The organism is Leptospiraceae bacterium (genome assembly GCA_016708435.1).
Classification (GTDB): domain Bacteria; phylum Spirochaetota; class Leptospiria; order Leptospirales; family Leptospiraceae; genus UBA2033.
This window is the reverse complement of sequence record JADJFV010000001.1, coordinates 990,931-1,013,383: the sequence shown is the minus strand read 5'-3', so window position 1 is coordinate 1,013,383 and position 22,453 is coordinate 990,931. Positions and strand designations below refer to the sequence as shown.

Below are 22,453 nucleotides of genomic sequence, written 5' to 3'. Positions count from 1 at the left end.
ATTATATCTTTCGATGTTTCCAATCGCCTTGGTTGAATTTCCATACAAAACAAAGAGAGAGGCAAACTAACCAAATGGAAACTGCAGACCAGAGTCCAAGAGAGCCTAATCGTAAGTAAACACCAAGTAAGTAGGCTAATGGCAACATGACTAAATAAGAGATAACGGCATACACTTGTAATACCCACACAACAAGACCCGCACTGCGTAAGGCTGAACCAAAAACCATGTGGTATGCATCCCCTACTTGGACGATGGAAATCACAATGAGTGCGGGGTATGCTTCTCGAATAACTGGCAACTCCGCAGAAAATAAACCAATGATTTGCTTGCCGAAAACGATGAACAAAATTCCCATTATTCCCATGAGCACAGCCGAAAATTTAGCGGAGCGAAATGTTCCAAGCCTAGCGAGTTGAAACTTGCCTGCTCCCATAGCCTGACCTAAAATAGTAGTAGCCGCAACACCAAAGGCGAATCCAGGCATAAACGAAAGACTGATAATACTAATAATTATTTGAGAAGCGGCTAATGCGTCTATTCCTATCATACCGGCAAATTTGTTGAATACCATAAATGCAATATTAGTGAGAGATCCATCAATTGCAGAAGGTAAACCAATGCTAATTGCATTTTTTAGGATTAAAAAGTCGAATTGAAAATGGGACTGTTTTAAATAATAAGCAATATCCTTTTTGAAAAGATAAACCACTAGAATTAGCATAGCAGGAATTCCGGAAAGAGCAGAGGCAATGGCAGCTCCGTCCACACCTAGAGCGGTAAATCCTAAATTGCCGTAAATCAATACCCAGTTCATAAAAATATTAGAGAATGTCGAACTAAAAGCTGCAATCATTCCAAGATAAGTATGTCCTAGACCATCCATAAAACCTCGAAGTGCAAAGATAGGAAAGAAAAATATGGTTCCCAGAAATCGATAAGCTAGATAGGAAGATGCACTCTGGATTATACTCGGATCATTTGAGATAAGAGCGATTACCCAGTGAGATAAATAATATCCCAGAACTGAAAAAAGCAATCCAGCAACAAGGGAGAAATATAAAACGCTAATTCCTATCTTACCAATTTCTATTTCATTTTTTTCTCCATACCTGCGAGCGGTTAATATTTGTATGCCCACAGAACCATTCATCAAAAAAGAAAGAATTGTAAAATATGCGATGCCGCCTAGTCCTGCCGAGGCAATCGCTTCCGAGCCGAGCTTCCCAACCATTATAGTATCACTCACTTGAATCAATGTATGACTAAGCATTCCAAAAAAAACAGGTAAAGAAAGCTCTGTGATATGAAGATTTAATTTTGATTTAAAAAAAATCATTTATTCAATATCCTTAGCAAAAGAGAAATACCGATGAATATTAAAACCAAATGTCCAGTCCCCTTTTTTATAGTCATAATCAGCACCGCGAAGTAGTTGGGTGTGGGCAATCGTTCTCATATTGGTGACAAAAAGTTGAAACACATGTCCACCTGTTTCTATATCAACCCCTAAACTAAACGGTACATAATAATAAGAAACCGGTTTATCTAGCAGTATATTTCGAATAGCCGCATATTGAATACCCTGCGGATTATTATACTGTTGATTGATCTCTGTGCCGGTTAACGTATTCAAACCTGGATATTTCGTATACCGATCCTCTGTATAATAGCTCGCTCCCTGATAATCTCGTTTGGGAGTAAAGATGGCTTCAAAGGTTAGATCAACTCGTTTGAATAACTTTATTCTACCGCCAATATCGAGGCCTGTTCTATCATTTCCTAATTGACTCTTGATAAAATTTCTGTGCACGAACATAGGTGAGACCTGTAGCGAAATACGATCTGTGAATCTGCGAGAGATTAAAAAGGATGCAAGGAAGCTTCGCTTATCTTTATCGCTCAATTCATACTCATTTCCTTCCTGTCGAATGAATGTATCAATTTGCGAAACTGCTGGTGACGGCAAACTGATGTAATTCCCTATAGATGGAGGATTAATGTAATTGTCATACTTGATTGCTTGCTTCGAAGTCTCCTGACCTACAACGCCAAAAAAACTCAAACTAAAAGGCATAGAATCATCTTGAGTCAAAATCCTATACTTTGTCCTCGCCTCATACGTTTGGAACGCAGAAGTTCTAGCAATCCCCGCACTCCATTTTTCAGTAATCCCATAATCAAGAGACAACTGCGTATTAGCCCCTCCATCTAATCCACCGAATGTAGCAGATGTTGCTTTTCCATTTGTAAATCTATGATTAAAACGAAAATCTAGATTGTCCTTACCTACATCTTCGGTCGTAGGCATATTAATTAAGCTAGAGCCCATAAAAGCTGACTTTGGCTGCGCTTGAGCGAATAAGGAAGTAGCAGCTAATATGAGTATACCTGAAATTAGTTTATAATTAAATTCCTTCATTGACTGCCTTCTTATTTTACAGATTTTAAATCTAACTTGACTTCTAATTTCACGATCTCACTCACTTTGAGAATCAGTAACTTTGGAACTTGAATAGAAAAATCCTTTAAGTTAATAGGAAATTCACAAGCAAGAGAATAGCCTGAGTCAGTAGCGGTTACATTCCCTTTGATGCTCACATCTTTGCGGATAACGCCGTGTAAACTAATTGAACCTACGACTACAACTTCTCCGGACTTAGTATCATAAGACTGAATCACTCCTTCAAATATCGCTTTCGGGAATTTTTCCGTTTCCAAATAATTTTCATGTAGATGCGAGGTTTGGAGTCGATTGTTTGTTTTCCAATCAGTAAGATCAATTGAAATATTGACTTTCTTTTCTTTGAAGTAAACATCGCCTGAAATTTGCTTGCCGATGCCCTTGATTGTTTCCTGTGGAGCTTCACTTATAAAAATAATTTTCCCGGTGGTTATAGTTAAATGGTCTTCTTTTATCTCAGTTGCTTCTAAGTTTAAAATAAATATGGCGAGGTAAAATAATATTATCCTTTTCATGGCAATGCCCATCCTTGAATCCAACAGTAAATAGCCGTAGTTATTTGCGATGTTGTATACTGTTGCATAGTTCCTCCATTGACTTTTTGGTATAAGGAACTAGCACTCCCATTTTTAGGAGTAACTTTTGCAAGAACAGAATTATAACTCGTCATATCCAATCCATTTTGCGGACTAGATCCAACATGACATCCAGACTTCGCACAATTAGAAGTAACCCCTGCCGTAGCAAGTGTTGAAAATGTGGGAGCAGAATTCGAACAACCGACAGAAGTAGAACTCGAATTGTTGGTAACTGCAACATTGCCACCAATATTATTTATCAAAACGCCTGCTATCGCTCGTTTTTTTTCTTCGTCATCTGAATTTTTACTCTCACAATTTATCACTAACATAAGTAAAAGTATAAAAATTAGTTTTATAATATTCATCATTAGCCTCTCTTGCTTACCATGTTTAGTTGATACACTTTGCTTGTGAATAAAATAAATATGACTTTACAGTTCTTTTCATTCTATATTTTCATGCAAAGTATGAGTTTTCTAGATTTACACAATCATCTTTACGGATCCATTACGGCAGAAAAACTTTTTGAAATCGGACTAAACAATCCGAATCCCAGATGGAATTTATATACCGAACTACACCAGAAATTTCACAAAGAAGAATTGAATACAAAAAGCTTTTTTAATGACTACAAAGACATAGAGCGGTTTAAAAGCATATACCTCTTTAAGAAACCCGCTCCTTTTCTAGAATTTCAATCCAAATTCAATCTAATCATAGCCTTATGCAAATTCGATGAAGATGAAATTAAATCCGTGAGCAAAGATATAGTAATCGAACATGCAAATAAGGGAGTTGTATTTGCTGAATATCGCATTATGTATGCACCCTACGCAACCAAAGATGTCTACTTTTCAAAAACGATAGCCGCTTGCGAAGGATTGCTGTTAGGCGAACAATCAGTTAGTAATTCAATGAAAGCAAAACTTGTTGTCTCTCTACATCGAGATGGAAATTATGAGGAGCAATACAAATGGCTCAAAGAATTAATGAACAAAAATGATTTAGTCAGAGAATATTTAGTAGGTATTGATTTTTGTTACATTGAAGAGGGATTTCCCCCAAAGGAAAAGAAATCTTTTTTTCAAACCATTATTCGGGATAATATGGATAATCCGCAATCTGCTTTATCCATATTATATCATGTGGGAGAAAGCTTTGCGGATAAGACACCTAAGTCAGCAGTAAGATGGATAGGAGAATCAGCTCTCTACGGTTCGCATCGACTCGGTCATTGTATCGCTCTTGGCATCAACCCGGAAAGCTTCGCTGACAAAACATTTTCAGAAACAATAGGCGAAAGACTCGATCAGATTAAATTTGAAATTTTACATTACGAAAAAATTAAATCCTTCGGAAAAACGCAGAACTATTCAAAATTAATGCACGAGAAAGAAATACTTGAAAACGCAAACATTGACTCCAAGATTTCATTTAAAATGAATAAACAATATATTGATGAACTAAATACTTTTCAGGATTTTGTGATTTACTTAGTGCGAGAAGAATCTAAAGCTGTTATTGAATGTTGCCCTACGTCTAATTTATATATCGGAATGCTGCCTGGAATGAAGGAACATCCCATTAGAAGATTTATAAAAAATAATCTGAGAGTAACAATTGGAAGTGATGACCCTGGAATTTTTGATACCACTTTAGTTAGCGAATATGAGCATGCGGCTAATGCAGGTTTATCAATAGAAGAGTTGGAACAAATTAAACAAAAGTCAAAATTATACATATCAGAAATTTTAACAGGAAGGAATAAATGAAAGAACAATTAACAACCTCTTATGAGAAAGCAACACATATCTTAAGTTATGCAACATCCAATTTAAAAAAAGAGGACTTACTCGCAACGCCCGGTCCAGGACTTTGGAGTCTAACAGAAGTTATCCTTCATATTGTAGATTGCGACTTAGTATTCAGTGATAGAATCAAACGAGTAATCGCCGAAGAGAACCCTACTCTCATGGCTTTTGATGAAAACAAATGGAAAGAGAATCTTGCCTATAAACCAGAGAATGTTTCTGCCTCGGTTAGACTTTTTTCGGCTAATAGAGAGTATGTTGCACAAATACTCAATTCCATTTCCGAACAGGATTTGCAGAGAACAGGGATTCATTCGCAAGCCGGCACTTTAACTCTACAACAACTCATCGAAAAAGCAAACTGGCATTTCGATCATCATATAAAATTTCTCTATGGCAAACGGGCTAATATCGGTAAGCCGGTGAATGAGATTTATACTGCTTAGCTAAAATCTAAAATCTCCCACTAAGCGTTCCATACCAAATTCTACCCGGCAGAGGATAACCTACTATATCCTCTGCTCTTTTATCGGTGATGTTTTTGACTTCGAGAGTAAGTAGAAACTCTCGGTTATCCTCTTCAGTAGACCGTTTAATGTAATAGGTAAAGAAAATATTATGAAGCCAGCGAGCGGGTTGATAGTTTTGGTATTCGTTGGCGCGGTCTTTGAATACTGCACCGATGAAGATATTCTCTAATCCTAATTCAAATTTATCGAAGCGGCGGCTAATGCTACCATGCCACTCGTTGACTGGACGTAATGGCAAATATTTTCCTTTTAAGTAAGTTGTATCAGATGTATTAATTGCTTTTTGGTAAGTGTAATTAGACTCCAATTTCCATCGTTCAAATAGAGTTAAATTCTGAGTAAACTCAATTCCCTTAATGCTTGCTGAGTCAATGTTTTCCGGTCGTAAAGTGAATTGCGAATTAGGAACAAACAAAATCATATCGGTAATATTTTTTTGAAAATAAGCAATCGAACCTGTAAACTTTACATTTTGCCTTTGTGTATCGTATACAAATCCAGCGTCCATATTCACACTTCGTTCCGGTTTCAAAGAAAGATTTCCAATCACAGAGCCTCTTTCTCCAAACAATTCTAAGAAGTCAGGAATTCTTCTTTCTCGGGCGATGTTTGATTTAAAGCTAAAAGTATTTTCTGTATTTTTGTAGATTACACCGAGTAGCCCCATTCTGTAATTTGTATATTGTGTAGTTTTTTTATTTGGATCGCTCTGTGTATTTTGAAAAAGACTATCTTGCGAGTTAAAGCGGTCAATATAAAGTTCCTGCTGAATGGTAGGGGTTAAAGTCAAACGCTTATCAAATAGACGAATCTCATCTTGTATCTGCCAGGTAGTATGATGTCTAAATTTACGAGTAGAAAAATCTACAACCTGATCAAATTTATTTCTTCTATCTCGCTTAAATGTCTCGCGCTCTAAAGCAAGCATGAATCGCAAAATCTGATTGGAGCCAAGTAAATAAAGAGAGGGTAATATATGTAATCCGTATTGCTGAATATCAGCTTTTGAGTTTGGAGTGCCGCTAGAAAACTCAGAAAGTGGATCAAATAAATGGTCTCTAGCACCGGTATAAAAAAGCCTAGTGTCTAAGTTTAGGTTCGTGAATAAGAATGATTTTGTGCTAGTTCCTAGCGAGCTTGTGTTTCTTAGATATTCTCGCTCTACTTTTTTAGTTTGATTGCTACCGGGTCCGGGAATTCCGTTTTGGCGATAATTAAAATCATTTAAGAGAGTAACAGTTGTTTGCCTTACATCAAACGAAACATTTCCTGTAAAATTATAACGATTAAACTGAGCGTTTCTTCTTTTGTCATCGAAATCATCTAGCTGGTTAAAGTAAGTGCCATTGTTATTGCGAAAGGTAAAGTTTTGATCTGACTTTTCCTGTTGCGCAAATAGAGTATAACGCACATTATTCACACTTGCGTTATGACTTGCACTCATCTTGATTGTGTTTAAACTACCACCGGAAACTATAAAGCGAGTGGATGGTTTACGGGAACTTTTACTTGTAACGAGGTTTACTGTGCCGCCTATCGCTGAGCCACTGAACCCGGGTGAAGAGCCTGATTTGTAGATTTCGATTTTCTCCAAATTGTCAAAAGACAAATCGGAAAGATTCACTTCTCCGCCCTGTGCGTTATTCAGTGGAACTCCATCTACATAGATTCTCACCTGGTTTGCATTTGAGCCTCGAATAGAAAGTGTTGAATACGAACCTAAGCCTCCAAATCTTCTCACGCGCACACCTGCTTCTCTTTCCAAAACGTCGGTTAACGAGGTGTATTTCCCTCTAAATTTTTCTGCATCAATTACTTCTGTAAATCCAGTTGGATCTGTTTTTACGGATTTTGTTTTGCCCGCTTCGCTTTCTGTTGATTTTCCAATTACTTCTACTGTATTTGATTTCTTTGTCTCTTGTGCGGATAATGGTGATGTTGTGCATAAAGATATGCCACAGAGGCAAAAACTTACCAGACTAAGTTGAATTCGAAAAGACATTTTCATCCACAGTGCTAAATGAGTTTGTAAGAACAATTATTTTACTTCAGTCACCCATTTGCTTGGTCGCATCAATCCGCCAAGCGATGTTCGAAATGACTGTGAAAGTCCTTAAGTTGATAGCATTTATTAAAAAAAATTTTTAATAAATGCTGATTTACTTTTAATGACTTTGTAGATTTCGTCTAACTCTCCTGCTTTTACCTTTCCGCCTTTTCGAAAAGAAGTAATTAAGAATCCATCTTTACCTATGGACTTTACAAATTGAATTTCTTTTGGGTCATCGTCTATTAAAAAATCACCTTTTACTCTGCGGATATCTTTGCGTATCCCCTTATCATCAGGATCATAGTCTTCTCGATATATGCATTCTGTAAAATATGCTTTTAATTTATGCTCTTGCAAAATGGAAATGGCTCTTTCTCTTTTTGAATTTGTCCAGAGCTTTAATTCGTGTTTCTCGGATTTTAATTTCTGCAAAAAATCTACGATACCGGGTCGTAATCCTGCTCCCATTTCATCCGCTAAAGTATTATCCATATCAAATACAATTACCATTCTATTTTCCTTTTTTATTTCGCATAACAGCCATTTGTTTGACTTGTGATCTTATCTTCAAAATAATCTAATTATGAATACGGAAACTATAAATCAATCAAAATCGAAAATTTGTCCATCGTGTAAAAAGTCATTCGAGTGCAAAGTTGCTTCAATCCAAAATTGTGAATGTGCAGCAATCACCCTCACAACCACACAAAGAAATTATATCGCCGAAAATTTTACAGATTGCCTATGCGTCGATTGTCTCAAAAAGATTGCGAGTCTGTGAACTACTGTCACCTCGAACTTGCGTAGGCGAAGGACGCGACCAAGCGCAGGGCGGAAAAATAGTGAGAGGTCTATCTTGCTTAAAACTATCGTGTTAAGAGAGATAGACCTCTCACGATGAAGCTGTTCGAGGTGACAGTCTTGAGGCTAATTACGATTCGACTACAAGTGTAACTTCGATGTTGTTGCGTGTAGCATTGGAATAAGGACAAACTAGATGCGCTGCTGCAACGAGTTCTTCTGCTGCTTCTTTTTCCATACCAGGAATGCGAACAGTCAAAGTAACGGCTAATCCAAATCCTCCCCCACTAATCATTCCTATATCGACTGAAGCAGTAACAGAAGAATTCTCTATCTCAACTTTTTTCCGAGTAGCAACAACTTTCATCGCACTGTGAAAACAAGCCGAATAACCAGCGGCAAAGAGCAATTCAGGATTAACCCCATCTCCCCCTTCGCCTCTAAGTTCTTTTGGCATAGATAAGGCAAATTCATATTTACCGTCAGGCGATTTAACGCTACCTGATCTTCCGCCACTTGCTGTCATTACTGCTGTGTATAATTTCTTCATGTTAATTCCTTATTTACCGTATTTGTCGTCCTTGATAATTCCTGGGGCAGACCAGCCTTTTGGAGCGTGGCAGGAAAGGCAGTTCTTTAACATAGGAGACTCTTTTACTTTCGATTCAAATTCAGGCATCGCTTCTTTTTTTACAATTAAATTTTTGTAAGAATTCATTGCGATATCAGCACTTCCCTCTTTAAAACTACTTCCATTTCCTTTTTCCACCATCTTAGGTTTTGCCCCAGCTTCTGTAGAGGTTACTTCTACTTTGCCTTCACAAACACAATGCATAGCAATTTTCGTCTTGTCATCATACAAAGCGCCAAAAGCTGTTCCACGAACTCCAGCGGTAGAAGTAGGAGTAGCCGCAACAAACTTCCTCCCTCCCAGATCTTTTATATTGAACCAAGCTCCGCCATTTTTCACTTCTACACTGCCATCTTTATCTTTCGAATAAAGACTATTAACCACAACGGTAGAATTCGCAGCAATCTTAAACTCAGACCCTTTATAAGTTATGGTAACTACAGAGCCATTACTGGTCATAACAGAATCTCCGCTATCGACCTTATCTTCTTTTTTCAGCGGTTTCCATTTATTATCCGCAGTAGTCTTCAGATTAACTTTGCCAACCAAAAAACTGACAACTGCCGTTTCCTTTTCCTGTGCAGATAAGCCAATTATACCTGCAATCAAAAACACCATACTCACTAACTTCATACATTATTCCTTTCTATCTTTATTTACCGAGTTTTTTCATTTTAAGAAACTATCTAGTTATATTACAATAATTTTTTTATTTAGCCTAATACTCATAGCAGGAAATTCATCGATTTTATTAGCATTTGCGGTATAATTATATTAGCCCTTGTAAATTTTCCCAAGAATACCCAATGAATCTACCTATATTAAATTTCTATCGAAATTTTCCCAAACTAATCATAGAATTCAACACTTTGATAGAATTGACTCACATAAGACCCACCAAATAAATTCACGTGAACTAAAAGCGGATAGATTTGCCAGAAAGGAACTCGCTCAGAAAAATTATTCGAACATCCCAGTTCATTTAGGAAATCCTCTACTTCCGTTCTATTGAGTTGACTCCCAAATAATTCTAACATGGCGAGGTCTTGTTCTGGATGTGCGTAGCAAATGCTCGGATCAATAAAATAGGCTTTATCGGCAAACAATACATTGCCGCTCCAGAGGTCTCCATGTATTAGAGTTGGAGAAATTGAATTCAAGTTCCAATCCCTACTTTTTTGAAAAATCAAAGTCTCCAGTCTTTCTATAAGTTTTAATTCAATTCGATTTTTCTTGATTCCTAGCTTTAGTTGTGGCTCAATTCTATCCAACCAAAAGAAAGACTCGAAGCTTTCATGAAAAGAATTTTTCTGTTGTAGTGCTCCAATAAAGTTTTCTTCGCCAAATCCCCATTTTGCGCTTTTGATTGAATACATTTGACGCAGTGAGTTCAGTAATAATTCCTTTCTGTTAGCTGTTTGCCTCTCAGAAATAAAAGCCATGTAGAGTAAGGATTGATTTGCCTTTGTATAAATTCCATACGTGAAAGGAACAGAGCAATTTTTTTCTTTCAAGTATCTAAGACTTGAAAGCTCCGAGAGAGCCATATCTTCTCGATCTAAAATTTTAACCGCGATAGATTTATTCTCATCTTGAAAAGAAACTTTATAAATCGGAAAACAACTTTGCGCAAAAAAACGAATTTCAAATCTTCCATTCTTTAGATTTAGAAATTCCAAACCTTCTTCAATGAGTTTATTCATGAATCACTAAGTCTTTCAGCCATTCGAATTGTCTTTTAAAAATATGCAGATTCATCTCTTCTTCCGAAAGAATGTATTTCTCTTTTTTAAATTCCTTGTCATCGGGGTAAATGAATATTAGCTGATTGTTGTTTTTACCTTTATACAATTTCAGAAATGGTTTATCCATGACAACTGTCTTTCCAACTAACTCGTCTCGACCAATCGGAAGCGAATCAACAAGTAACTCCATCACTTCTGCTTTCGAAAAAAGAATTGGACAGAAATCTTTGATACCCATCGTCAAGTCCTGAAAAATATTCATCTTGGTAAAATCCTTTATACCAACGACTCTAGGAAAATAATTCAATGTAGACTTGATATTTCTAAATTCTCTCAGTAACCGAATTACTTCAATTCCAGCAGTATCCCAATCCAAAATCAATAGATCAAAGTATTTCTCTCGTAGTGCCTGGAACGCATAATCTGTATTATTCGTAGTTATTTCATTTACCGAAAAAGATTTGAGAACAGATTTTATCTTATGATTAAAATTTTTATTATCAGTCCAAACAAGAGTATGAATTGGATAAATTTCTTCTGTTCGTTTGAAAAATCCAATCGACATAGACTGAATAGAATATTGATCCAAATTCCAATAACTTGTAATACCGGAAATGGAAGCAGCTCTTTTCTCTTCGTAGGACAAACGTCCGATTATCTGCACTTGAATAGACCAATTTACAAATTCACTTAAAGCAAGACGATCAAAGGATTCAACCAAAACTACTTCGCCTTTTTTTAAAGTTGGAATAGAAAATTCTCTAGACCAAAAAATTGTTTTTACTTTTTCCAAATTCAAACAGGCAAAGATAAATTCCTTTTCTTCTTCTGTGCAGTTCACAGCCATTACGGCCAGATTAGATTCTTCGTAAAGTGGTAGCATTATTTTATTGGACACGAAAGTAGGAATGGATTAAATACCTGACTGATATAAAGTTTATTTTTATATCTGAGTCCGGTGCTAGAAGAAGGAATTTCGGTTCCATCATTTGCATAGATTTCCTTTACAGTTTCATTTTTATCCATTACAAATATTTGCGAAGGAGACGGATAATTAGAATTATCCTTGTGATTTAAAAAACGAAACATAGACTTATGTGCCGCAAAATAGATATTACCCTCTTCATCCTCTTCTAAATTATCAGGACCTTCCTTAAAATCAAAAACCTTTACTTGTTTTAGTTCTGTCTCACCATTATTCTGTATGATTTCATATTTGTATATTTGTTCGGGTGTAGTTGCGGCGCGATAGATATATTCTTTATTGCCGATTTTCTTTAGCAAAATTCCGTTTCCAAATGTAACAGCGTCTTCAAATAATTTCCATTTTTTCCCATCGAAGTAACTTATTTTGGAGCGTTTAATTCCAAAGAGTGCGTCTATATAAGCTCGAAACATACTGCCGGCTCCTCTATCGTTTGATACAAATATACGACCGTCAGTCGCAACATATAAGTCATTCGGACTTATGAGCGTCTCATTCTGAATTGTTTCGATATGAGTGATTTTGTTTTTTTCTATTTGAAATACTTCAACTGCATGTGTAGGTGGCTCCATACTTGGATGTGATATAACGTATAACAAAGATTTGCCATTTATTTTTACAAGGCTCATTCCATGCGGATGAAAATTCTTAGGATAATTCGTGTTAATCACAGAAGGCATAGGCTCGTCGGTTGCATTCAAATTTAATTGAAAAAGTTTTCCATCTACAAGCTCGCCTCTTCTTTCATGACTCGATACATATAAAATTCCAGCATCTCTATCCATCGCCATATCCTCAGGACCTGGCATTCCTTGAATTCGCTTGCATCCCGGAATTGGATTCGATTTAACATTTGCATAACAATTTAAAAGTAAGATGATAACTAAAAATAAGATTTTCTTCATGGTAATCCTACTTTTGCGTAAAAAGCCACGCCTTGTCTAGCACAATTAATACCGATTCAACGCTATTGTAGCTTGGTGCAGAAAGATTTCCAACATAGTTTCAAATTGAAATTTATCTTCACCGTAAAGGATCATGACAGATCCTAGAATTTTTTCCTCAAGCGAAAAAGTAAAGTTATAAACACGCTTTGCGTTCAACATGGATTCAATCTGCATACATTCTTTTCGGTTTAAATTACCAAAATTCATTGCATACAGTCCATCCGGTAAATGGATAAGCTTATTAAGAGTAGCCGCTGGCGGACATCGCTCAAATTCAATTTTAAATTTTGATCCTTTGATTTCGCAATTAATTAGCTTTTCTATCGGTCTGATAAATTGTGTTAATCCACTAGTAGATTCGACTTTAAACTCTTGGCTTTCAAGATCATAGGAGTTTACAATGATTGCCCGCGCTTTGGTATATTCAAAGAGCGATAATGATACGTATTCAAAGATTTCCTCTCTTGTAGTTGTTTCGAGAAATCGCATTGCTGACTCAGAAATAAAAGCCAATTCATTGTAGCTTTTATTTTCCAACTCTTCTTTTTTCTTTCTATCTGAAATATCTTTAAAAATAATGATTGCGCCTGTAATTTCTTCTTCTTTCTTGATGGGAGAACAGGTATATTCCACATAAAAAAACTTATCTTCCTTCTTCCAGAATATTTCGTTGTTAATTCTAACTATTACTCCAGTAGATAATGTATCTCTAATTGGACTATTCTCTTCTTCGTGTGGGACTCCATCCATCCAACTATGATGAAAAGTTTCATGGAATGTTTTTCCGAGAACTTCTTCTTCTGTAAATCCTGTAATTTCTTGGGCATGTGGATTTAAGTAAGTAATCTTTCCATCTTTATCGATTCCGACTAATCCTTCTTTTGCGCTTATGAGTAAATTCTGATGAAGAATTCTATTTCTTTCCGTCTCAAGCCTTGCTCTTTCTTCGACGGTAATATCTTTTACCATTATAAAGAACACAGGTCTTCCGAGTCGCTCGACTTTAAGCATTCTAATTTCTACGAGTCTATCTTCCACTGTGCGGATAACGGTCTTATCCCCCGTCAATCTATTTTCCGATGGAATGGGAAGATTTACTTTTGAACCAATCAAGAATTCGGAATTAAAATCCAATAGCTTTTGAGCCACTTCATTGACAAATAAAACATGGCTAGTAATGTCGGTGATAATAATCCCATCCTTCATTTTATCTACTGAGCGAAGAAGTGTTGCATCATTGACAAGAAGTTGTTTTAAAAATTGTATATGGAAAATCTGAATCACAAATGAGCCAATGCATACTAGGAGTAAGTTGCAAAGGATGTAATAGATTTCCAATTTCATAAAACCCGCAACCGTAATGGGCACAAAGCAAAAGAAAGTAAAAAATAAATAATAGAATAAATGATACTTGCGAATAAAACCTAAGGAAGCAAAGACGATGAGTATAAAACTTTGAACTTGAAACTCTACAGAAAAATGATTCAAGTAAGAAAGATACAAGCTATGCAGTGTAACCATATAATACGCTGCATAGGTTAAAAGATTCTGATTCTTTCTGATTTTGGGATTATCAGAATTATAAAGTTTAAATCCAATGAGACAGAGAATACTTACTACTATCCGCTGTTTCGGATCATCTATCGGCATCTTAGTAAATTTAAAAATTGCCCAAAATGCAGGGTAAATGGCAGCAAATAATAGTAATAATGTTCTCTGCAACACCGTTAGTCTTTATCCTTTTTCATTTCATAGTAACGAGCATAAACAACTGGCAGAACAAGAAGCGTAAGAACGCTAGCTGTTATCAGTCCACCGATGACCACAGTGGCTAATGGACGTTGGACTTCCGCTCCCATATTAGTAGAGACAGCCATTGGTATAAAACCAGTAGCCGCTACAATTGCAGTCATCAATACAGGTCGAAGTCGAATATGAGCAGCACTGATTACAGCTTCTATATGAGTCATCCCTTCTAGCTCTTGCTCCTTTGTAAATGAGATTAACACTAGTCCATTCAGAACGGCTACTCCGAATAAGGCGATGAATCCAACTCCTGCCGAAATACTAAATGGTATACCTCTAAGGAATAAAAATAATACTCCACCGGTAATCGCAAATGGAACATTTAAAAAAATCATCATAGCAGGAGTTACCTGACCAAACGCAAGCCATAGGAGAAAAAGAATTAAACAAAGCGTTAGGGGAACTACTACCATCAAAGTATTTCTTGCGGAAATATAATTTTCATACTTTCCTCCAAACTCAAAACGATAGCCGACAGGGAGAGGGACATTTTTAGCTAGTAATTCATTGGCTTCATTCACTACGCTCATCATATCTCTTCCTCTAACGTTAAACTCCACAATCATTCTCCTGTATTGATTTTGATGACTGATCTGAACAGGTCCACTCTCTATATATACATCGGCTAAATCTCCAAGAGGAATGGAATTTCCTGAACTAGATTTTACCGGTAAAGAGCGAATTTCCTCCAGATTAAAGTGAATCTCGCGGTTTGTTTTAATGGTTATATCAAATCTTTTATTCCCTTCAAATACACTTCCCGCCATATAACCAGAAGAAAGAATTTCGGTGACTTGATTGATGTCTAAAATATTCACTCCATAACGAGCAAGACTTTCCCGTCTAGGTTTGATTCTTAAATAATTCAGTCCCCCCAATTGCTCGATTTTTAAATCTACGACTCCGCTTATTTTTCGAAGTTCATTCGAAGTCTTCTCTCCAAGTTCACGAAGAGTCTTAATATCTTCTCCAAATATTTTTACACCAATGTCAGAGCGGATACCAGCGATTAGCTCATTCGTTCTCATTTTAATTGGTTGCGAAACGGATACTGCTACTTCCGGGATTGATTTTTCCACATCCTCTACTAACGCCTGCATTAATTTCTCTCGCTCAAATCTCCATTCCTCTTTGGGTTTCAATTGTAAATAAATATCCGTTCGATCAATCCCCATAGGATCAGTTGCAATATCGGGCGAGCCTGTTCTTGATACAGCATGTAGTAGCTCAGGAAAATTTTTCTTTAAAGCATGTTCAATTCTTCTTCCTGTATCAATAGACTCGGAGAGGGAAACAGAAGGTAGCCGCGCTACTTCTAAAAGAAGTGAGCCCTCATCTAACTCAGGCATAAACTCAGCTCCTAAGTTTGCGAACATTACAAAGCTAAGCACAATCGACACAATTGCAACAGTGAACACTTTGTTCTTCGCATTCATAAATTTGTCGAGAAGTGGAATATAATAGATTTTGAATTTATGAAAAAGCCAAGTCTCATGCTCTTCTGGCTCTTCTACTTTTAAAATATAAGTTGCAAGAACTGGAACTACTGTGAGCGAAAGAACGAAAGCACCGAATAGCGCATACAGCACAGTTTCCGCCATCGGGATAAACATTTTTCCCTCTACACCGGATAAAGATAAAACGGGTAGATAAACTATTGCGATAATCGTTTCTCCGAATATTGTTGCCTTTCTTACCTCAATAGTTGCTTGCTTAATCGTTTCAATTTTTTCTTCGGTAGTAAGAAGGGAGCCTTTCGCCTTGATTGCCATCGATAAGCGCCTAACAGCATTTTCCACAATGATGACTGCACCATCTACAATCAGTCCGAAGTCAATCGCACCCATTGACATTAAATTTCCAGGCACATCGCGAATGCGCATAATGACTATCGCAAATAACATCGCAAGCGGAATCGTTACAGCAATCACAAGTCCTGCTCGCACACTGCCTAATAATAAAAATAAAACAATGATTACAAACAAAGCCCCTTCTGCTAAATTTTTTAGCACTGTTTTGATTGTAGTCTTTACCATTGCAGAACGATCATAGTAAGTTTCAACAACGATGCCTTCTGGCAAAGTCTTCTTAAGCTCTTCTAATTTTGCATGAACCGCTTCACTTACTTGAAGAGAATTTTCTTTCATGAGCATAAGAGCGATTGCCCCCACGACTTCCCCTTCTCCGTCTTTCGTTGTTGCACCGAGTCTTAGTCTTGCACCGAATTTTAATTCTGCGATCATAGTAAGAGAAATTGGTGTTCCTTCTTTTGTCTTGCCTACGAACACTTTTCCTAAATCTTCTAGTGAGCCAGCAAGTCCACTCGCTACTATTACAAAATGTTCTTTGTTGTGCTCAATGTATCCTCCCCCCATAGACGCATTGTTTTTTTGTAGTGCCTCTATCACGTCCGTCATTACAATGCCAAGTGATTGCATTCTCTCCATGTTGAGGATAATCTGGTATTGCTTCACATGACCACCAAAAGTATTGACCTCAACAACTCCTGGAATTGTTTTTAAAATTGGATTTACATACCAATTCAAATAAGTGGTTAATTCCATTAAGCTGTGATTGCGGCTACTCAGTGTAAACTGGTAAATCTCACCAAGTCCAGTAGATATTGGACCCATGGTAGGTGTTCCATATCCCTTTGGAATATTATTCACCGCATCGGCAAGTCTTTCTCCAACAAGTTGTCTCGCCAAAAAAATATTCATTGAGTCTTTGAATACAATCGTTACGACAGACAAACCATATCGAGAAATGGAGCGCACTTCTTCCACATGGGGGATACCCGACATTGACCGCTCGACAGGAAAGGTTACATACTGCTCAATTTCCAAAGGAGAAAGGGAAGGTGCGGAAGTTATGACTTGCACTTGAATCGTTGTAACATCAGGAATCGCATCCATCTTCATTTTACGCGCAGAGTCTAAACCAAAGAAGAAGAATAACGCGGTAGCCGCTAGAACGATGACTCTATTTTCGAGAGACCATTCTACAATTAATGTAAGAAATTTCATATTATTCTCCGAAAGTAGATTTTAAAAATGTAGACTTTAGCGTAAAAATACCAGTATCCACAATATATTCTCCGACCGAAAGACCGGATAAAACTTCAACGATTGTAGAATTTCTTCTGCCTAATTTAACTTCTCTTGCTTTGTATTCTCCCGGCTTCTCTTCTACGAAAACATAATCTTTTCCTTGCATGGGAGCAATGGCATCGATTGGAACGGCTAATACATTGTAATCGGAAGTATAAAGCTCGGCTGTTCCGAAGAGTCCAATCTTTGCCATATGATTCTTGTTTTTGATTACGATTCGACCACTCACTGTTCTCGAACCTAAATCAATTTGGTTTCCTATATACATGAGTCTACCTTCGAATTCTTCCTTTGGATAAGGATTTAATTTTACTTTTGCTAAATCTCCTTCAGCGACTTTCCCTAAATCTTTTTCGAAGAGTTTTACCATGAACCAAACAGAGTCTAGATTTCCGATTGTAGCAAGACTCGTGATTGCATCTACCTGTGAGCCTTTTACAATTTCTCTACTCAGAATAATTCCATCAATTGGGGAAAGAATTTCTATTCTACCAGAATTCTCCCCTGCACTATTTAGACCTGTCGTATCAGGGACAGGTATACCAAGTGCGAGCAAATTACCCTTATCCGCTCTAAGTTCCGACTCCTGCACTCTTAATTCAGATTCTGCATTGATGGCTTCTTGCTCGGCGGCTAATTTTAAATTAACCAATTCTCTAATTCGCTTTGCATTTCTCTCAACAGCGTTTACTCTTGATAATGTGCTCAAGTATTTAGACTTTGACCTTGCTGCTTCAGGAGATTCTAGTGTAACAAGAACTTGTCCTTTTTTGACTCTCGATCCTTCGATAAATCGAACATCGGAAACTCTACCGGGAATACGTGCACTGATTTTTGTTACTCTATCCGGGTCTGCCATTACTTCGCCGATGAGACTTATTGCTTCTTGAAACTCTCCTGTATTCACCTGTGTCGAATGCAGATTTACATCTTTAGAAACTTCCGAATCAACTCTGATAGTGCCATCATCTAGAGGCTTACTTGATTCTACCGCTTCTGGTGCGGCTTTCTTTTTAGAGAAATATTTATACGCCCTGTATGATGTAAAGGCGATTACTAGAATGGCTAGTATTGTATAGATTTTATAGTATTTCATATTTTCCTCACTTCGCTACTACTGCGTATTGTAACAATGGAAATCCAACAGAGCGCAGTAACTCTATTTTGGATAAATCGTAGTCAGATTGACTTTGGATGTAAGAGAGTTTCAACGTAACGAGAGAGTTTTGAGCGACTAACGCATCTCGAATATTCATTTGCCCAGTCGATAAAGCTTTTTTGATTGAAAGTAAATCTTCATCTACCCTCTTCATTAACTCCTGCGGATAATTTTTAGTTTCCTCTCTCAAGGAATTAAAATTGGAAACTGCTCGAATCACTTCAAATTTAATTGTATGCTGATTTACTTCTAAGTTCGTCATTGCTTGTTCCTTTCGAGCCTCTGATTCTACAATCTCTCCACTATTGTCTCTCCATACTCTAAGCGGTATAGAGGCTCGTGCGCCCATCACATTTTCATTAAACCCATCTCGCTGTAGATATGCTGATACTGTTAAATTGGGAATAGACTCTCTTCTTAAAAGGTCTATTCTTTTTTGAGCAGTCCTAACATCTAAAACTCCTGCATCTACTTCTGTTCTTTGTTTGAGTGCGGTAGCTATTAACTCTTGCGTATTCTTTGTATTCAATTGGATGTCTGGGATTGAATCAATTATAGTTAGAGACAAATCATAATTAACCCCCATCATGACAGTTAAATTGCCCTTTGCCCCATCTCTCTTTCGAATGGCAGAATTGAGTAATCTAGAAATTTTAGATACTTCTGCATTCGCAATATCAGCATCAATTCCTGCTGCGAGTCCTTTCTCTGCTCTACCTTGCACAACACTAGCCATATCCTGTGAATTCTGATAGAGGAATTCAGTAATCCTATATTCCTCTAAAGAATTTTTATAAAATACAGCAGCAGAAAGTGCTTGTGCAGTTGTATCTCTTTCCATGGTCGCTACTTTTTTTATTTGAGCTGCAAATTCAGAATCAGCGACTTCCATTCGTTTGCCTCTTTGCCCGGAAATGTAAAACTCTTGTGAAAGTTGAAATTCTCCATTGATCGCAGTTTGAGCATTGGGGTTAAATACTGTTACCTCCGACTGTGCTTGCTTTCTGTATGCATTCATTACCTGAATACTAGGATTGGAAGGAAATAAATACGCTGCCGCTATTTTCTTGCCTTTGATTGCGGTTAATTCAATTCGAGTTCTCTTAAACTCGGGACTATGATTTAATACGCACTCGACTATTGTGAGTAATTTTGCATTACCCGCACAATGCGAATTTTCCGCATGTGAGTCTGATTCTATTGCATAAATTCCAAATGCGAATAGAATTAAAATTATATAAAATGATTTCATAAACTCCTCCTTTGAAGATTTTAATTTTACCAATGAAGATAGATTAATTAAGTTCGGTGTATGGACTTCTCCGGTCACCCCGAACAGTTTCCACCCTTTCGTTTCGCTCACACGACCGCCAAGCGATGTGAGGGGTCTATCTTGCTTAGCACTATCGTATTCTTGTCAGATAGATCTCTCACGATTTCCCGCCCTTCGCTCCAAGTATTCGCGAACCTACGCCTTCGCATGTTCGAGATGACCGAATAAGCCTGAACCCTATCGGTGGTAATCTTTTTAAGTAAAAATAATTCTAGGAGGTCGAATTAAATTCAAGAGATAATCGAAATTAACCGCCGTAAAAAGCGGAGATACGATATAAGAAATAGTAATTTGTGTATAGATTTTGTTGAGATAGAATATTGAATAAGAAATTAGAATATAATTACAAGGACAGTTAACACAGATATGCTCTTTTGCATGTTCACCGCTATCGGAAGATTCTGAATGAATAGAGAAGACACAGTCGTTCTCACTAACCCCAATTCCACCACAAATGCATTCGTTATCTATTATGCGCTGAAAGCTGAAGAGTATTATAAAGAAAAATAGAAAAATGTAAAAAATACTTTTCATACTTTTACCTTGGAGAATCTTTCTGAAAAAGCAAGCTTAAAATCGTAAGAACTTGATTAATCAAGTCTTTACGATGCCCCGATTATCCAAGGGCGGGGTTTAAGCCCCGCCCTTGGATAACAAATTTATTGTGGTAATATAAAACAAACGTGGGGAAAGATTATTTTATAGCCTTTGTGAAAATCATCTTTCCAGCAGCAGTCTGGATAATAGAGGTTACATTCACTCGAACATCTTTTCCGACTAAGTGACCGCCGTTCTCTATCACTACCATAGTTCCATCTTCAAGATAACCGATTCCTTGGTTTTCGTCCTTGCCCTCTTTGATAACTTGGATGGCAATTTCTTCACCAGGAAGAACTACAGGCTTAAGTGCATTCGCTAGATTATTAAGGTTAAGAACCTTTACACCTTGCAATTCGGCAACTTTATTGAGATTGAAGTCGTTTGTGACAAGCTTAGCTCCGGTGTCGCGAGCTAGTTTAATGAGCTTGGCATCGACTTCGCGCGTATCCGTGTAGTCTGTATAAGTAATCTTAACTTCAATCGTGCCTTTGCGTTGCAACTTATTCAGCATATCTAAACCGCGACGACCACGAGCTCGTTTTATCGGATCGGATGAATCACTAATCAGTTGGATTTCGCGAAGAACGAAGTTAGGTAAAATGAGGGGACCGTCAATAAAATGCGTATCTGCAATGTCTAAAATGCGACCGTCAATTACAACAGATGTATCTAGAATCTTATCGCGAATTTCTTCTGGCTTCTCGTTACCCAAGATAAATGGTCGAATCGGTCCTCCGCTTCCACCAAAGATGGCAAGACCGGGCTTCTTAGAAAATGCATAGCCGATCTTAACACCAGCGTAACCAAGTCCAAGGTAAACAATTAGACCTAATCCTGGATTCTTTGAATCAGCAATTAAACCAGTAAGAAGTTTCCCAATACCAAAACCAACAAGTAAACCAACTGCAATACAAAAAGCAACTTCGGCATTGATGGTAGGGAAAATTTTATCTTCAAAATAGACTATTCCAAGAGTTGCAATAAAAATCAGTCCAGTATAAATACTAGGCTGAAGCAAATCGCCATACATAGGGAATAGGAATCCGAAAGATACGATAGAAAAAGAGAGCGCGAATAGAACCTTATAGACATGAGTCATACTCAAATCCTTTTATTAAAATTTGAGTTTTCTCGGTATTTATTCTACATCCACAATTGCCGCTGCTTGTTGAAGCGGTTGCACTGAACTTGCTAAAATATCAGAAACAATATTGCCGGCTTCTTCTTGAGGAACACCTTTACTCAAAGCTATTTCTGTTTTCACTAAATTATAAGCATTTTCATATAGCTTTCTTTCCATGATTGACAATTCCTTGCCATTTGCTCTACGGAAAAGGTTTCTACAAACATCAGCTACTTCATAGATAGAACCGGATTTTATCTTGTTCATATTGTTTTGGTATCTAATCTTCCAGTCTTCTTCTGTGTCGACTTCATCTTTCATTAATAGGTTGAGAACTTTTTTTATTTCTCTCTTGGGTATAATTCCTCGAATCCCGACCTGTTTTGCCTTATCGACGGGTATCATAACTTTCATTTTCGAGGACTGTATCTCGAGGCTATAGCAGTCACGCTTTTTGCCTAGAATTGTCTTTTTGCTCACTTCCGTGATAGCACCAACGCCATGCATTGGATAAACAACATAATCGCCGACTTTAAATTCTATATCAGAAATAATCTGACTCCTGGTTGAATAATTTAAATAAATTCCGTTAAACTCAGAGTTAAATATCTAATCATTGACTTAGCAAGTCAAGTAAATTTTGACTTTTAGCCTAGTTTTTAGTAAATAAATTAAATATTGCAACGATAATTGGCTTTGGTAGCGAAATTTAAGTATTTCCGACTTTACTCAAACAAATCATAGATTAAAAAAATAGGGCATTTCTTATTAGAACCC

At 37.1% G+C, this 22,453-nt stretch carries 20 protein-coding genes; 3 read left to right on the top strand and 17 right to left on the bottom strand.

Annotation, left to right across the window (positions count from 1 at the left end):
* Window position 1: 1 nt before the first annotated feature.
* The 4 genes from IPH52_04875 to IPH52_04860 are packed head-to-tail and all read right to left on the bottom strand — an operon-like array spanning window position 2 to window position 3,413.
* A complete protein-coding gene (locus IPH52_04875; protein ID MBK7054376.1) occupies window positions 2-1,339 on the bottom strand; it encodes an MATE family efflux transporter in 1,338 nt (445 codons plus the stop codon).
* On the bottom strand, window positions 1,340-2,422 hold the full coding sequence (locus IPH52_04870; GenBank protein MBK7054375.1) for a hypothetical protein: 1,083 nt from the start codon (window positions 2,420-2,422) through the stop codon (window positions 1,340-1,342). It abuts the gene before it with no gap.
* An 11-nt stretch (window positions 2,423-2,433) separates the two neighbouring features.
* Window positions 2,434-2,979: a YceI family protein gene (locus IPH52_04865; protein ID MBK7054374.1), complete on the bottom strand. Its 546-nt coding sequence runs from the start codon at window positions 2,977-2,979 to the stop codon at window positions 2,434-2,436.
* Window positions 2,976-3,413 carry a hypothetical protein gene (locus IPH52_04860; GenBank protein MBK7054373.1) on the bottom strand — a complete coding sequence of 146 codons (438 nt, stop codon included), beginning with the start codon at window positions 3,411-3,413 and terminating at the stop codon, window positions 2,976-2,978. The genes IPH52_04865 and IPH52_04860 overlap by 4 nt, the downstream gene beginning before the upstream one ends.
* A gap of 99 nt (window positions 3,414-3,512) precedes the next feature.
* Between IPH52_04860 and IPH52_04855 the strand changes: the two genes are divergently transcribed.
* A complete protein-coding gene (locus IPH52_04855; GenBank protein ID MBK7054372.1) occupies window positions 3,513-4,817 on the top strand; it encodes an adenosine deaminase in 1,305 nt (434 codons plus the stop codon).
* Window positions 4,814-5,302 (top strand): DinB family protein, encoded by a 489-nt coding sequence (locus IPH52_04850; protein ID MBK7054371.1) that lies wholly within the window; start codon window positions 4,814-4,816, stop codon window positions 5,300-5,302. The genes IPH52_04855 and IPH52_04850 overlap by 4 nt, the downstream gene beginning before the upstream one ends.
* Before the next feature lie 7 nt (window positions 5,303-5,309).
* On the opposite strand, the gene IPH52_04845 is transcribed toward IPH52_04850, so the two are convergent.
* Both IPH52_04845 and IPH52_04840 read right to left on the bottom strand, forming a co-directional pair.
* Window positions 5,310-7,388 carry a TonB-dependent receptor gene (locus IPH52_04845; GenBank protein ID MBK7054370.1) on the bottom strand — a complete coding sequence of 693 codons (2,079 nt, stop codon included), beginning with the start codon at window positions 7,386-7,388 and terminating at the stop codon, window positions 5,310-5,312.
* Between the two features lie 129 nt (window positions 7,389-7,517).
* Window positions 7,518-7,946, bottom strand: a complete 429-nt coding sequence (locus IPH52_04840) for a DUF705 domain-containing protein (protein MBK7054369.1) — start codon at window positions 7,944-7,946, stop codon at window positions 7,518-7,520.
* A 73-nt stretch (window positions 7,947-8,019) separates the two neighbouring features.
* Here IPH52_04840 and IPH52_04835 point away from each other — a divergent pair, with 73 nt between their 5' ends.
* On the top strand, window positions 8,020-8,217 hold the full coding sequence (locus IPH52_04835; protein ID MBK7054368.1) for a cysteine-rich CWC family protein: 198 nt from the start codon (window positions 8,020-8,022) through the stop codon (window positions 8,215-8,217).
* 150 nt (window positions 8,218-8,367) lie between these two features.
* Here the strand turns inward: IPH52_04835 and IPH52_04830 are convergent, their stop codons facing one another.
* The 11 genes from IPH52_04830 to IPH52_04780 form a co-directional block, all read right to left on the bottom strand.
* Window positions 8,368-8,787, bottom strand: coding sequence for an organic hydroperoxide resistance protein (locus IPH52_04830; protein ID MBK7054367.1), 420 nt, complete (start codon window positions 8,785-8,787; stop codon window positions 8,368-8,370).
* 9 nt (window positions 8,788-8,796) lie between these two features.
* Entirely contained in the window at window positions 8,797-9,501 is a 705-nt protein-coding gene (locus IPH52_04825; protein ID MBK7054366.1) for a FecR domain-containing protein, read from the bottom strand.
* Window positions 9,502-9,716: 215 nt separating this feature from the next.
* On the bottom strand, window positions 9,717-10,571 hold the full coding sequence (locus tag IPH52_04820) for a fructosamine kinase family protein (protein MBK7054365.1): 855 nt from the start codon (window positions 10,569-10,571) through the stop codon (window positions 9,717-9,719).
* Window positions 10,564-11,496, bottom strand: a complete 933-nt coding sequence (locus IPH52_04815; GenBank protein MBK7054364.1) for a hypothetical protein — start codon at window positions 11,494-11,496, stop codon at window positions 10,564-10,566. Before IPH52_04815 ends, IPH52_04820 begins: the two co-directional genes overlap by 8 nt.
* Entirely contained in the window at window positions 11,496-12,503 is a 1,008-nt protein-coding gene (locus tag IPH52_04810; protein MBK7054363.1) for an SMP-30/gluconolactonase/LRE family protein, read from the bottom strand. The genes IPH52_04815 and IPH52_04810 overlap by 1 nt, the downstream gene beginning before the upstream one ends.
* 45 nt (window positions 12,504-12,548) lie before the next feature.
* Entirely contained in the window at window positions 12,549-14,267 is a 1,719-nt protein-coding gene (locus IPH52_04805) for a PAS domain-containing protein (protein MBK7054362.1), read from the bottom strand.
* Window positions 14,268-14,272: 5 nt separating this feature from the next.
* Window positions 14,273-17,377, bottom strand: a complete 3,105-nt coding sequence (locus tag IPH52_04800; protein ID MBK7054361.1) for an efflux RND transporter permease subunit — start codon at window positions 17,375-17,377, stop codon at window positions 14,273-14,275.
* A 1-nt stretch (window position 17,378) separates the two neighbouring features.
* Window positions 17,379-18,557 carry an efflux RND transporter periplasmic adaptor subunit gene (locus IPH52_04795; protein MBK7054360.1) on the bottom strand — a complete coding sequence of 393 codons (1,179 nt, stop codon included), beginning with the start codon at window positions 18,555-18,557 and terminating at the stop codon, window positions 17,379-17,381.
* A 7-nt stretch (window positions 18,558-18,564) separates the two neighbouring features.
* The gene (locus tag IPH52_04790) at window positions 18,565-19,872 is read right to left on the bottom strand and encodes a TolC family protein (GenBank protein ID MBK7054359.1); all 1,308 of its coding nucleotides are present in this window, start codon (window positions 19,870-19,872) and stop codon (window positions 18,565-18,567) included.
* Between the two features lie 775 nt (window positions 19,873-20,647).
* On the bottom strand, window positions 20,648-21,652 hold the full coding sequence (locus IPH52_04785) for a TRAM domain-containing protein (protein MBK7054358.1): 1,005 nt from the start codon (window positions 21,650-21,652) through the stop codon (window positions 20,648-20,650).
* Between the two features lie 39 nt (window positions 21,653-21,691).
* On the bottom strand, window positions 21,692-22,183 hold the full coding sequence (locus IPH52_04780) for a transcriptional regulator (GenBank protein ID MBK7054357.1): 492 nt from the start codon (window positions 22,181-22,183) through the stop codon (window positions 21,692-21,694).
* Window positions 22,184-22,453: the final 270 nt, after the last annotated feature.

Bases quoted from the DNA above. Each gene is read 5' to 3' on its own strand.
- IPH52_04855 (MBK7054372.1), top strand. From the start codon at position 3,513: ATGAGTTTTCTAGATTTACACAATCATCTTTACGGATCCATTACGGCA.
- IPH52_04785 (MBK7054358.1), bottom strand. From the start codon at position 21,652: ATGACTCATGTCTATAAGGTTCTATTCGCGCTCTCTTTTTCTATCGTA.
- IPH52_04795 (MBK7054360.1), bottom strand. From the start codon at position 18,557: ATGAAATACTATAAAATCTATACAATACTAGCCATTCTAGTAATCGCC.
- IPH52_04860 (MBK7054373.1), bottom strand. From the start codon at position 3,413: ATGATGAATATTATAAAACTAATTTTTATACTTTTACTTATGTTAGTG.
- IPH52_04790 (MBK7054359.1), bottom strand. From the start codon at position 19,872: ATGAAATCATTTTATATAATTTTAATTCTATTCGCATTTGGAATTTAT.
- IPH52_04830 (MBK7054367.1), bottom strand. From the start codon at position 8,787: ATGAAGAAATTATACACAGCAGTAATGACAGCAAGTGGCGGAAGATCA.
- IPH52_04780 (MBK7054357.1), bottom strand. From the start codon at position 22,183: ATGCATGGCGTTGGTGCTATCACGGAAGTGAGCAAAAAGACAATTCTA.
- IPH52_04875 (MBK7054376.1), bottom strand. From the start codon at position 1,339: ATGATTTTTTTTAAATCAAAATTAAATCTTCATATCACAGAGCTTTCT.
- IPH52_04820 (MBK7054365.1), bottom strand. From the start codon at position 10,571: ATGAATAAACTCATTGAAGAAGGTTTGGAATTTCTAAATCTAAAGAAT.
- IPH52_04845 (MBK7054370.1), bottom strand. From the start codon at position 7,388: ATGTCTTTTCGAATTCAACTTAGTCTGGTAAGTTTTTGCCTCTGTGGC.
- IPH52_04810 (MBK7054363.1), bottom strand. From the start codon at position 12,503: ATGAAGAAAATCTTATTTTTAGTTATCATCTTACTTTTAAATTGTTAT.
- IPH52_04870 (MBK7054375.1), bottom strand. From the start codon at position 2,422: ATGAAGGAATTTAATTATAAACTAATTTCAGGTATACTCATATTAGCT.
- IPH52_04815 (MBK7054364.1), bottom strand. From the start codon at position 11,496: ATGCTACCACTTTACGAAGAATCTAATCTGGCCGTAATGGCTGTGAAC.
- IPH52_04850 (MBK7054371.1), top strand. From the start codon at position 4,814: ATGAAAGAACAATTAACAACCTCTTATGAGAAAGCAACACATATCTTA.
- IPH52_04825 (MBK7054366.1), bottom strand. From the start codon at position 9,501: ATGAAGTTAGTGAGTATGGTGTTTTTGATTGCAGGTATAATTGGCTTA.
- IPH52_04800 (MBK7054361.1), bottom strand. From the start codon at position 17,377: ATGAAATTTCTTACATTAATTGTAGAATGGTCTCTCGAAAATAGAGTC.
- IPH52_04865 (MBK7054374.1), bottom strand. From the start codon at position 2,979: ATGAAAAGGATAATATTATTTTACCTCGCCATATTTATTTTAAACTTA.
- IPH52_04840 (MBK7054369.1), bottom strand. From the start codon at position 7,946: ATGGTAATTGTATTTGATATGGATAATACTTTAGCGGATGAAATGGGA.
- IPH52_04835 (MBK7054368.1), top strand. From the start codon at position 8,020: ATGAATACGGAAACTATAAATCAATCAAAATCGAAAATTTGTCCATCG.